The organism is Streptomyces sp. NPDC090445 (genome assembly GCF_044769385.1).
Taxonomy (GTDB): Bacteria; Actinomycetota; Actinomycetes; order Streptomycetales; family Streptomycetaceae; genus Streptomyces.
The window spans coordinates 13,210-23,825 of the sequence record NZ_JBIVXV010000045.1; the positions used below are offsets into that span (position 1 = coordinate 13,210).

The 10,616-nt window shown below is 71.6% G+C and carries 11 protein-coding genes and 2 pseudogenes; 3 read left to right on the plus strand and 10 right to left on the minus strand.

The window, feature by feature from the left end; genetic code table 11:
- Window positions 1–57 precede the first annotated feature (57 nt).
- The 4 genes and pseudogenes from ACIQUT_RS38260 to ACIQUT_RS38275 all read right to left on the minus strand — a co-directional run bounded on the left by ACIQUT_RS38260 (window position 58) and on the right by ACIQUT_RS38275 (window position 2,806).
- Complete coding sequence (locus ACIQUT_RS38260; protein WP_403570101.1) at window positions 58–876, minus strand: alpha/beta fold hydrolase; 819 nt, start codon at window positions 874–876, stop codon at window positions 58–60.
- Between the two features lie 719 nt (window positions 877–1,595).
- Window positions 1,596–2,234 carry a LysE family translocator gene (locus ACIQUT_RS38265; protein ID WP_403570144.1) on the minus strand — a complete coding sequence of 213 codons (639 nt, stop codon included), beginning with the start codon at window positions 2,232–2,234 and terminating at the stop codon, window positions 1,596–1,598.
- 198 nt (window positions 2,235–2,432) lie between these two features.
- Window positions 2,433–2,477, minus strand: a pseudogene (locus ACIQUT_RS38270) (hypothetical protein); the annotation flags it as partial.
- Window positions 2,465–2,806: a hypothetical protein gene (locus ACIQUT_RS38275; RefSeq protein WP_403570103.1), complete on the minus strand. Its 342-nt coding sequence runs from the start codon at window positions 2,804–2,806 to the stop codon at window positions 2,465–2,467. The gene ACIQUT_RS38275 and the pseudogene ACIQUT_RS38270, both read right to left, overlap by 13 nt.
- A 132-nt stretch (window positions 2,807–2,938) precedes the next feature.
- On the opposite strand from ACIQUT_RS38275, the gene ACIQUT_RS38280 reads away from it, so the two are divergent.
- Complete coding sequence (locus ACIQUT_RS38280) at window positions 2,939–4,027, plus strand: DUF5937 family protein (RefSeq protein WP_403570146.1); 1,089 nt, start codon at window positions 2,939–2,941, stop codon at window positions 4,025–4,027.
- A gap of 696 nt (window positions 4,028–4,723) precedes the next feature.
- On the opposite strand, the gene ACIQUT_RS38285 is transcribed toward ACIQUT_RS38280, so the two are convergent.
- Both ACIQUT_RS38285 and ACIQUT_RS38290 read right to left on the minus strand, forming a co-directional pair.
- Window positions 4,724–5,200, minus strand: coding sequence for a hypothetical protein (locus ACIQUT_RS38285; RefSeq protein ID WP_403570105.1), 477 nt, complete (start codon window positions 5,198–5,200; stop codon window positions 4,724–4,726).
- 119 nt (window positions 5,201–5,319) lie between these two features.
- Window positions 5,320–5,490, minus strand: a complete 171-nt coding sequence (locus tag ACIQUT_RS38290; protein ID WP_403570107.1) for a hypothetical protein — start codon at window positions 5,488–5,490, stop codon at window positions 5,320–5,322.
- Between the two features lie 272 nt (window positions 5,491–5,762).
- On the opposite strand from ACIQUT_RS38290, the gene ACIQUT_RS38295 reads away from it, so the two are divergent.
- Entirely contained in the window at window positions 5,763–6,710 is a 948-nt protein-coding gene (locus tag ACIQUT_RS38295; protein WP_403570109.1) for a PASTA domain-containing protein, read from the plus strand.
- 211 nt (window positions 6,711–6,921) lie between these two features.
- On the opposite strand, the pseudogene ACIQUT_RS38300 reads toward ACIQUT_RS38295, so the two are convergent.
- From ACIQUT_RS38300 to ACIQUT_RS38315, 4 genes and pseudogenes are all read right to left on the minus strand, one after another.
- A pseudogene (locus ACIQUT_RS38300) lies at window positions 6,922–7,167 on the minus strand (ATP-dependent DNA ligase); the annotation flags it as partial.
- Window positions 7,168–7,452: 285 nt separating this feature from the next.
- Window positions 7,453–8,916, minus strand: coding sequence for a hypothetical protein (locus ACIQUT_RS38305; RefSeq protein ID WP_403570111.1), 1,464 nt, complete (start codon window positions 8,914–8,916; stop codon window positions 7,453–7,455).
- Window positions 8,917–9,190: 274 nt separating this feature from the next.
- Window positions 9,191–9,544 (minus strand): hypothetical protein, encoded by a 354-nt coding sequence (locus tag ACIQUT_RS38310; RefSeq protein WP_403570112.1) that lies wholly within the window; start codon window positions 9,542–9,544, stop codon window positions 9,191–9,193.
- Between the two features lie 4 nt (window positions 9,545–9,548).
- Window positions 9,549–9,824: a hypothetical protein gene (locus tag ACIQUT_RS38315; protein WP_403570114.1), complete on the minus strand. Its 276-nt coding sequence runs from the start codon at window positions 9,822–9,824 to the stop codon at window positions 9,549–9,551.
- A gap of 27 nt (window positions 9,825–9,851) precedes the next feature.
- Here ACIQUT_RS38315 and ACIQUT_RS38320 point away from each other — a divergent pair, with 27 nt between their 5' ends.
- Window positions 9,852–10,328 carry a TetR/AcrR family transcriptional regulator C-terminal domain-containing protein gene (locus tag ACIQUT_RS38320; RefSeq protein ID WP_403570116.1) on the plus strand — a complete coding sequence of 159 codons (477 nt, stop codon included), beginning with the start codon at window positions 9,852–9,854 and terminating at the stop codon, window positions 10,326–10,328.
- Window positions 10,329–10,616 lie beyond the last annotated feature (288 nt).

Below are 10,616 nucleotides of genomic sequence, written 5' to 3' on the forward strand. Positions count from 1 at the left end.
GCCTGTAGCTGCGGGTGAGCAGAGTCGCCTTTGTTGGGTCGGGGGACGATCCGAGGATCAGGGCGGCGGGGCGGCCCCGTCGACATGGCGCCAGAAGGAGTGGAGTCGTGCGTTGAACACGTCCGGGGATTCCTGGAACGGCTGGTGGGCCTCCCCCGCCATGATCTCAAAGCGAGCGTCCGGAATGGCATCTGCCACCACCTGCCCGAGCCGCGGCGGCGTCGCGATGTCCCGTTCGCCGGCCAGGACGAGTGTCGGTGCGGTGATGCCCGGCAGCCGGTCGAGCGTGTCGTGCTGCATGAACGGCTCGAGTTGGCGCTGGAAGGCTTCCGCGGACTGCGGGTACGGGAAGGCGAGCGTTTCTTCGATGATCCGCTGCACGGTGCCGTCGGCGTGGGCGCGCGGAGTGTAGATCCACAGGAAGAACGCCTCCAGCATGGCCCGCGCACCGGGCGCTTGCGTCGCCAGCCAGCGCCAGAAGCGGGTCATGGTGGTGAAGTAGGCATCGGCCTGTGCCCAGGTGCTCACCAGAACGAGGCTGCGGACGACAGCCGGGTGACGGAGCGCCAACTCCTGTGCGATCGCGCTGCCACCGGAGTAGCCGGCGACGTGTGCCTCGTCGACTCCGAGCACCCGAAGCAGTCCGGCGGCGTCGTCGGCCATCATCGCCACGGACATGGCCCCCTCGGGCAGCGGCGTCCGTCCGGACCCCCGGTTGTCGAAGGCGATGACCCGGTACCGGTCCGACAGCCCCTCGAGCTGCGCCTGCCACGCCTCGGAGGGATCGCTCAGACCTGCGATCAGCAGGACGTCGGGCCCTTGGCCACGGCTTTCGGTCCAGATCGAGGTCCCGTTTGCTTCGACGTACTCGCCCATGAAAGGCACCTCCCGGCCCCATCGTCTCCCGCTGCCGGTCCGTGGCAACCGCCGCCGCGCCGCACACACGCCCGAACGTTGGCGAGCGGGGGCACTCGACTGCAGCCGGCACCGCAGGTTGAAGGATCTCTGCTCGCTGAGCGAGGCTGCGTGATCCGGTCGTGGTCCGGCGTTTCATCTGTGGGACGCGGACCGTCCGCGTCGGACGTTCGCCGAGCCGTTCCCGCGGTTGGCCGCCCCGTTCGCCGGTTCCCCCTCGGCTCCATGCCCTGCGTGGAAGCCCATCCTGTCGTCGATGCGCTTCCGACGCGTGAAGCCGGGCGGGCGCACAGCCGGAGAGCCAGGGCCGATCGGTTGCTCAGCGCGCGGGGCACGACGCCCGGCGCTCGGTTGCCATGGAGCGCGCTCCAAGATTTGGCGTACAGCGACCTCGACGCGGCAGACCTCGGCCTCCGCCTGCCCATAGCTTGAACCGCACACGGGTTGGTGCCGGCCGGCCGACACCAGCCCGTGTCGTTCCAGCTGGTGCAGCCGAAGCCACACGAACGCGTCCTCCGAGGCAGGCACCTGCTGCCACGGCCGGGAACCTTTGCGCACGACGCTGATCAGCTGCTGGCCCGGGTCGAAGTCGCACTGGCGGCTACCCATCACCTCGCTTGGAATCGAACAGAGCATGACGACGGACAGCGCTCCGCGGCGGCGCAGCGTGGCCGAGGGAGTCAGGGGCGGGTGGCGGCGGCGACGGTGATGCCCAGGCCGATCAGCGCGACTCCGCCCGCGCCGCCGACCGTCGAGAGGCGGCGGTCCGAGCCGGTGAACCAGGTGCGGGCAGCGGTGGCGCCCAGGCCCCACAGGGTGTCGCAGAGCAGGCCGATGACGGCCGGGACGAGGCCCAGGATCATCATCTGGAGTGGGATGCGGCCGGCGTCGTGGTCCACGAACTGTGGCAGGACCGCGGCGAAGAAGACGAGGCCTTTCGGGTTGGTGACACCGACGAGGAGTCCGTCCAGGACGGTGCGCAGGTCGCTGCGTTTCCCGTCTGCTGTGACGGTCATGTCCGCGTGCAGGCGGTCGCGGTGGCGGAGAGCCTGTACGCCGAGGTAGACGAGGTAGGCCGCGCCGGCGAGTTTCACTGCGGTGAGGGTGGTGGCCGAGCTCTGGACGAGTGCTCCCAGGCCGAGGGCCACGGCCAGCACGAGGGCGTAGCACCCCAGGAGGTTGCCCAGGACGGTGGCGAGGGCGGTTCGGCGGCCGTGGGCGAGGGCGCGGCCGATCACGAACAGGACGCTTGGTCCTGGGATGGCGATCACGACGAGCGACATCGCGGCGAACGCCAGAAGGTTGGAGGAGGACACCATGGGACGGTTGCTTCCTTGCTTCGTGCGCGGTGCCGGTGCGGCACGTTGCTGTTGCTGTGCGGTGGGGTCGCCGCATTGGGCTGTACGGATTGGGGCGGGCCATCGGTGCAGGGGTGTGACGTGGGCGCGGGGTGGTCGGGCCAGGACCGCGGGGTGTACGTGGAGGGTGCGGTCGGCGGATCCGGCACCGCAGTGGAGCGGCTGGTCGGATTCGGTGACCGCCGTGTCGATCAGCCACGGCACGTCGGGGCGGTGGCTGATCGGCGGGATGCCTCCGGGGGCCAGGCCTCCTCGCCGAGCAGGTCGGTGCCGGCGGCTCGCAGCTGCGGACGGCTGGTGACGAGGGCACGGGTGAGCCGGACGGCATCGACGCGGTCGTTCGCCCGTGGGGCCACCAGCAGGAGCGGGATGTCGGAGGTGGTGAAGGCGAGCGTCTTCACCACCGCTCGGGACCAGGGGAAAGGCAGTGCTTGACGTTCGGCAACGGTGTGCGCGGCGGCATGCTTGTGGATGACGGACGCGCTGCCGTCCGTGTCGAGCACGGCCTGCCACAGCGCCTTGTGGCTGCTCATACGGGAGGTCGGCTTTCGGCTCGCGACGTGTGAATGCGGTGTCCATGGGAGCTCCAGGGGTTGCTTCCAGGAGCCTGAACGACCCGGCGAGATTCGATCAACTGATTGTGAAATCATGCAATCGTGATCACGATGCGCTTTACCGAGACAGCTGCTGAGGATCTCGCGTTCTCCGTCTCCCCTCTGCTCGAAGCGGTCCATTCCTGGCACGTGCTCACCGACCCCGGACACCACGCCCTGCACGTGCCCTGGGTACGGCGCTGCCGCCGGCTCCCCGCGGCGCTGCGCGGGCAGATGCGGAGGTACGGCTTCGTGGTGGCCGACTACATCCCGGCCTTCTTCGAATGCCTGGCGGACGATCATGGCCAGGACTTCGGCGACCAGCTCGCGGCAGTGCGCGCGCTGCCGACCGAGCAGCTGGCGGCCCAGCTCGCCCAGACCCTCGTCGACACCACCCGCTACGACGGTCACGACCTGGTCGAGGACACCGGCACCCGGGCTGCCGCCCTCGCCGAGCTGCAGCAGACCGACCGCGGTCGCGCCGCACGACTGGGTGACGTCCTCACCGACCCCCTGCCGGTCCTGGAGGGTGCGCTCACCGTGCTCGAGGATTACTGGCGCGCCGCCTTCGCCGAGGAATGGCAGCGCGTCGAACCCACCCTGTATCAGGCGATCGCCCATGCGGGACAGCGGATCGCCCACCACGGCGTCTTGCCCATGCTCCGCACCCTGGTACCGCAGATCCGCATCGACCCGGCACTACGGACGCTGCGCCTGGACCGCCCGCACGACCACGACATCGCCGTCACCCCGGCCCGCCCGGTGACCTTCACGGCCAGCCACTACGTGTGGCCCCACGTCCGCGTCACGTGCGACGACCCCTGGCCCCTCCGGATCACTTACCCGGCACTGCCCCTCGCCCCCGCCTCCGCCCCACGCCCCGCGAGCCAGGAGGAACTCCTTTCCGCACTGAGGGCCCTGGCGGCCGCACCACGCCTGCAGATCGCGACCTTCCTCGCCACGCAGAGCCGCAGCACCCAGGAACTCGCCACCCTCCTCGGCCTGTCGCAATCCGTGATCTCCCGCCATCTGCAGCAGATGACCCAGGCGGGACTGACCACGACCCGACGCGACGGCTACTACGTCCTCTACTCCCTCGACCCAACCCGCCTCGACCAGATCGCCGCGGCGCTCACCGGCCTCGCCGCACCTCACGACTGACGCAGCGTGGGAAGAGTTCAGCCCCGAAACCGGTCGGGACCCGGACCACGACAGAAAAGGTGCAGGTCGCTCTGCTGGCCGCGTACGGTGGAATGGGCCAGCGGGGACCCACCGGACAGCTGGGCGGAGAAGTAGGCCTCAACGTCCTCGACGTCCACTCCCACGGGTTTCCTGCGACGCCTTGGATGCCCCCGCCCCTTGCGACGCCCGGCGCATGGATTCCGTCTGCGCCAGGGGGCGCAGGCCGGAGTGCGTGCAGGGGAGCTTGACCTCGTGCGGGTTCCCTGCCGAGCGTGTCGTTTGCTCGATGAGGGTCGGACCGTCCCACGGCGCTGGAAGTACGTGGGCCGCTCAAGACGCGCGCAACGCACTCACGCCCCGGGGCCCGGGCCCCGGGCCCCGGGCGAGGCTTGATGATGTTCGGGGCCGCTGCCTGTATCCCCGCCGCGGCAGGAGCTGACGAAGCCCCGCCCCATTGTCGCGCAGCGGGGAAATACCGCAGGGCGGTGAGGTCACGCACAGCCGCTACGCGCCACCGTCTCTTCGTGCGGGGCCGTCCGGGTCGCCGGCGCCCCGGTTGCCGGTCGGGGGCGCTTCGGTCCGGGGCCGTCGCGCCGGGCGGCGCGGGAGAGGCGCAGACGGGGGGCTTCGCGCAGCGGTCGTGCCCGCTGCCCTTGGCGGTCCACCACAGTGCGGTCAGGTCGACGTACCTCCGGAGACGTGCACGTGCGCGGAGCCGCGCTCGTCGAAGCGGATGTCGACCCGTAGGTGGTCGGCGCTGTCATCCCCGCCCGCAGGGGCGGCGGGCCACGAGCAGAGATCGGCCTTCACGCAGTCGCGGCTGACCCTTGCATCGGGGTACGCGGTGCGCAGCCACGTTTCCGCCTCTGCTCGCGAGGCCTGGAAGTCGATGTTGTACCAGGTGGTTTGCCATTGGCCCCTCGTGCACTGCTTGTTCCGTGCGGTCGCGGGGGGCTCGGCGGTATGCAGGAAGCGAATGGCTTCACTGCAGGGGACCGGGGCCTTCCCGTCCAGTTCCAGGCCGATCTGGTACAGGAACCAGCCGGCGGACGTCAGCACGGTCCCGACCGCGCCGACCGAGAGCCAGATCGCGAACTTTCTGCGTCGCACAGACAAGGGCACCTCCAAAAGATGATCACTGAACATGTTCAATGATGCGAGTCGACTCCGATCGGTTCCACACCGCTCCCGGCTGGGTGATGCGCCGTTCGGCAAAACCGCTCAGTCGTCACGCGACGGGGCCTCGTCAGGCATGACTGCGAAGCGTCGACTCAAGGTGGCGGCGGCTGCGCGAAGCTACCCATTGCAGGGCCGATCGGCTCGAAGGCCACCACGCGCGACCGCTCGCCCCCCTCACCGAGGGTCACCCAGGCCACCTTGCGGTCGGGTACCCGCTCAGTAATCTCCGCATCGAACTCCCGCTCCACACCGACGATCTTCATCACACCCCCCCCAGGAGCAGTACGTCGGCGCCCAACTGGGCTTCGCCACGCGGCCGGGCCGTACCGCGCCCCTCCCGGCCGTGCACCGGGATCGACGACCCTCGCCGTCAGCCACCTTCGGCCACCAGTACGATGTGGCCGGAATCGCCTGCCCCGCCCATGAGAAGAGCTGCAGCACCTCCATGCCCGACTCGCGCACCGCAGCAATGCCGCCGGATTCCGCTTCGTCGAACCCTTGGTGGCGCACGAACCCCGCGAGGGCCGGAGCCGTCGTGGCGGCGCCGTTGCTCGGTGCCCTGGACGAGCGGCTGGGCGCCATGGCACTCGTCGCCGCGCTCGTGGTGCTGTGGCGGGGCAACCCCTGGCCGCGGGGCGGCAAGATCGCGGCCACGGCCGCCGCGATGGCGCTCCTGGGAGCGGTGGTCCCGGACCAGTCCCGGCCGGCAACCGCGGCGCACCCGTCGGCGAAGGACGCGAAACCGGCCAAGACCTCCCCCGCGTTCCGCCCGACCCCGTCTGCCTCGCCGACCATGCCGACGGAACGGGTACGCGGCTTCGTGGGCGAGCGGCTCGACACGGCGTTCGGACGTTCCCGCAAGTCCGGATACTCCGTCACCTACCACGATGCGTCCAGCCAGGGACGGGCGGTGACGGCCCGGTCCCTGTGGACGGTGTGCTTCCAACGGCCGGAGCCGGGAAGCACCGTCGTGGAGAAGACGGTCGAGTTCGGCGCCGTCCGCACCGGCGAGCCGTGCCCCGAGCGGGACGGCCAGGCCGTGCCGTGGCCGAAGATGCCCGACGTGGTGGGGAAGACCTGGCCCACCGCCCGCGCGGAGGTCGTCGCCGTGGGCGTGCCCGAGCGCCGCGTGCACGCCGAGGCGGCGTACCGCAACGACGTCCTGCCTGCCGAAGGCGAGTACGACGAATGGCGGGTCTGCCGTCAGGATCCCGCGAAGGACGCGGAGTTGCGCAACGACACTTGGGTGAAGCTGTCCCTGTCGTCGCCCGAGAACGGCTGCCCGGACCCGGATCGCGGCACGGCCGTGTACCTCCCGGATCGGGACGGCGACGGTGACCCGGACTACCGCGACCCCCACCCGGGGGACCGGAACCGCGACACGGTCTTCCCGAACGGCCGCCCCCGCGACACCGGCGGCTCGTCGGACGGCGACTCGGACCGGCACGGCTGGAGCCCCTGCCGGCACACCCGCTGGTGCTGACCGGCCACGGCAGACATGCCCGCCCCCGTACCGGCCGTACCTGTGGGATCGAACGGCGTGATGCCGCACAGAGGCACGGCCGACGACGCGGGTGACGGTCCAGGCGCCGGCCGGAGCCCGTGCGGGACCCAGTGCCCGCGACGGACCGGCGGGGCTCGTGGCCCGCCGGTCCGAGCCGCTACTGCTGGCAGGCCTGTTGACGCGGGCTGGTTCATCGGCACTGGCTGGCGAGGGTGAGCAGCACAGCAGCACGGCCGGAGACGTCGGTCCAGGACTCCGGCCACTCGCGTGCCTTGCCCAGGTCGGTGGTCATGGGGCACAGGGTCCACGGGTCCGTCAGGGCGTGGTCGGCGGACAGGGCCTCCAGGCGGGCGCGGCGCTCGGGGTAGGGCAGGGTGAGCAGTTCCTGGCCGTCCTGCTGCAGCACGTCGAACACGACGAAGTGCACCGGCCACCGCGCAGCGAGGTCAGCGGTGCTTGGGCCGGGCGAGGGTGCTGTCGGTGGGCGTCCCGTAGCCGGTCCTGGGCTTCATCGGGCGGTCCCCGGTCAGCGACGGCACCGCTGAGGCCGCCAGCTTGAACCCTGGCGGTGCAGGAGCGGCCCCATGGGGGTCATGGTCCCGAGGACGTTCCGGCGTGCCTGGAGGTCTGCAGTCCAGTCAGTGGGAGCTCGGCGCCGCCATGCAGGCCGGGCCGCGTCAGCTCAACCCGCACCGCCCTCCTGCTACTTCCGGGGCGGCGACTACGCGCGTTCCCGTGTCCGGGCGGGTGGGACGGCATCGTCCAGGGTGCGTATCAGCCCGTCCATGCCCTGGAAGGCGCCGGGAATGAGCTCCAGCAGGCAGCCGCAGCGGGCGACCGCCCGCCGGGCATCTCCCCACCGCTCCAGTTCGACGACCTCGTCGAAGCGGTACTCGTGGTACCAGTCGTCCCGGCACAGGACGAGCGAGTGCGGCGTGCGCACGATGCGGTCGGTTCCCCCCTCCTCGCGACCGAGCCGGGCGCGCAGCGGGCGTCTGTGCACCTCGCCGCGCGGCGGGGGCACGTCCCACTGTTCACAGACCGGGGTGTGCCCCAGGCGCGTGCCGTCCAAGCCGGTAAGGACGGGGAGCGTGCCGTGGGGGACGACGAGCACCGCGCCCGCCACGGCCCGTTCGACGGCTTCGCGCACGTCGGCGGGGGTGATCGCCTCCAGCGCCCGCACCATGGAGGCGCCGTCGAAGTAGGGGACGCCGTACAGCTCGCAGTCTGCGGCCCCGTCCAGCTCGGCCGAAACGGACGGCCGTTCGACCAGCACCTTCTGGCACCAGGCGACCTCCGCCGCCACCTCTTCGGGAGTCGGTGCATGGCGGGCGAGGCGCACGGCCTCCCCCCACAGGGCCGCGGCCACTGCGTCCTCACGGCCCTCCTCGGCGTCGAGCAGGAGCATGCGCTCGACCGAGCCCGGGTCGCGCGCCGTCTTGAACGTCTCGACCGCACTGGAGATGCCCAGCCTGTCCCTGACCAGCCGTTCGACCCGGGTGATGAGGATCTGGTGGCCGATCCGGGCAGCCGCCGAGCCGACCGGCACCTCGTAGGCGAGGGCCACCCCTGTCAGGTCGCGCCGGGCCCACACGTGGCGGGCCAGGAGGCGGGGCGCACACCGCGCAGGCCGTGCCCCATCGGGCAGCGGCAGTCGCAGTCCGGGCGGTACGGTCCCGGCCACCATCAGTACCGCGTTGGCCCGGGTGAAGTACGCGGCGGCATGGGCCCGGACCATCTCGGGGGTCAGCGCCCGGTATTCGGCGCCCTGGTGGCAGGCGAGACCCAGGTCGTGGGCGCCGTACCGGGCCCCCAGCACCTCGGCGATCTGCCCGTCCACGGGGGCGGCGCACTCGATGTCGAGGCGACCGGCGACATGCTCCATGCGGTCCAGGGGCAGGTCCGACAGGGTCCGGCACACCGCCTCCAGGAAGCGGGCGACCTCCTCGGGAGTGCCGTAGCCGTGGAACCGTGTCTCGTCGAGGTCGAAGGACGAACCGAAGTCGGCCTCGTCCGCAGCCTTCAGCCGGTCCATGACCAGGGCTTCCACGAGGTGCGTGACCCCCAGCGTGCGGACCGTCTCGTCCCGCGTACCGCAGCCGAACCGCAACGCGGCGCCGACCAGCAGTCCGTCCCCTTCGGGGATGGCCAGGACCGGTACGCCGTCGACTTGGGTGCGCTGCATGGGGCGACCCTATCCCCCCTGCCGAGCCGCAGGCGGCCGGGAGCAGCCTTCCCGCTCCTCCTGGGACGGCTCGGGATACGCGGACAAACTTGCAATTCCTCCGGCGACGGGCGGCCCCGATGACCAGGGCAAACAGCTGCCGGTACGGAGGGTGGCTCAGCGGTGCGTACCTGCACGGCCATCTCGACGAAGCCGGAGAACAGACCCGGTGGGCTGCCGCCATCGAGCACAGGCCGCCGGGTCTTGATCGCCCTGGCCTCGGCCGCCACCGCACTCAGCCTCCTGGAACGACCCATCCGCCGAGAACGCTCAAGGCGATAGCCGAGCGGGCCAGGACCGGTAAGGAGTCCATCTCCGCGTCCGCCTTCTCCCGCATGCCCGCCCGCGCTCGCGACCGGTCGGAATCCGCCCTGCGGACGCTCCTGGCCGTCCGGCGCAGGCACACCGGTGGGAACGACGTCCACCACACCGTCACCGGTCCCAGCTCCATGCGGTGCAACTCGGCCCGGAAGTCCTCGGCGTGGTCGGTGGTCGCGTCGGTCGCGCGGGTCCGGTCGATCAGTTCCCGCCAGCGCTCGAGCCGCTCGCCCGCCGGTACGTCCTCGCTGCGGAACCGGGTTCCCAGCACTGCTTCACGCCCCCTTTCCGTCTCGTACGGCGGGGAGCGGGCCGTCCTTCGCCGGGCCGGACGAGGGTGCGGGGCCGTAGGTGAGGCGGCGCAGGACCGCCTCGGCCGGGCCGGGGCGGTCGCGACCGTCGCCGCGGCCGTCGAGGAGGCGGGCCAGCAGCACGGTGGCGAGCCAGACGGTCGCGGCGACGACCAGGCCGGTCGCCGTGGGACGGGCGGCATGCGCGGCGAGGTCGAGCGTGAAGGGGGCCAGGAGGGCGAGCCAGGCGTAGCCGAACATCAGGGCGAAGACGGGGTATCCGCGGGCGTGGAGGAGGGCCTGCGGCTCTGGGCCGCCGCGATGCGCTCGGTCCACCGCCAGCGGCCGTGGCTCACCCGGCTGCCCGTGACGGGGCCGCCCGCCGGGCCCCACCGGATCGCCTGGATGGAAGCCGCCCTGGCGGTCCTGGCCCGCACACCGCTCGACTGGGCACACAAGATCGGGGCCCTGTCCCTGCTCGGCGGCTACGTGGTCCAAGCCGTGCTGCAGGAGCACGAGTTCGCCCGGAGCCGTGCCGAAGACCAGAGCCAGGCCGACGCCGAACACGCTTGGAGCCGCGCTCTGGCCCACCTGGTGGACCCCGAACGCTTTCCTGAGTCAGCCCGGTTGTTCGCCTCGGCGATGTTCGACGCGCGCGAGGCGGACGCGCCGCCCGACTCCTCCCTCGCCGACGCCGACTTCTCGACGGGCCTGGAACTCATCCTCGACGGCATCGCAACCCGTATCGAACACGCCACGCCCTGAGGCCCACGCCCTTCCGCCGGCCGGCAGGGTGACCCGCACTGCTCGTGCGAGGTGCGGACGACGGCGGCCTGCTGGATCAGGTCGGCCTCTGCCGGCTCTGCTGGTCCGACGGCGTTTCGTGGCCGAGGACACTCTGGAGGCGAACCGGAAGTGACCGCACGTCCGGGTCGGCTGGGGGACCCTCGGGCGCGCCTTCGGCATCGGCGACCTGCTCGGATTCCTGCGCCGCGCCGGACCGGACCGTCGAGGGCGGTGTGGAAGAGGGGCCGGGCGGTGGCCGCGGCAGGG

What these genes read in the sequence shown, in the direction of transcription:
- ACIQUT_RS38260 (WP_403570101.1), bottom strand. Translation starts at nt 876, where the DNA reads ATGGGCGAGTACGTCGAAGCAAACGGGACCTCGATCTGGACCGAAAGC.
- ACIQUT_RS38265 (WP_403570144.1), bottom strand. Translation starts at nt 2,234, where the DNA reads ATGGTGTCCTCCTCCAACCTTCTGGCGTTCGCCGCGATGTCGCTCGTC.
- ACIQUT_RS38275 (WP_403570103.1), bottom strand. Translation starts at nt 2,806, where the DNA reads ATGAGCAGCCACAAGGCGCTGTGGCAGGCCGTGCTCGACACGGACGGC.
- ACIQUT_RS38280 (WP_403570146.1), top strand. Translation starts at nt 2,939, where the DNA reads ATGCGCTTTACCGAGACAGCTGCTGAGGATCTCGCGTTCTCCGTCTCC.
- ACIQUT_RS38290 (WP_403570107.1), bottom strand. Translation starts at nt 5,490, where the DNA reads ATGAAGATCGTCGGTGTGGAGCGGGAGTTCGATGCGGAGATTACTGAG.
- ACIQUT_RS38305 (WP_403570111.1), bottom strand. Translation starts at nt 8,916, where the DNA reads ATGCAGCGCACCCAAGTCGACGGCGTACCGGTCCTGGCCATCCCCGAA.
- ACIQUT_RS38315 (WP_403570114.1), bottom strand. Translation starts at nt 9,824, where the DNA reads ATGTTCGGCTACGCCTGGCTCGCCCTCCTGGCCCCCTTCACGCTCGAC.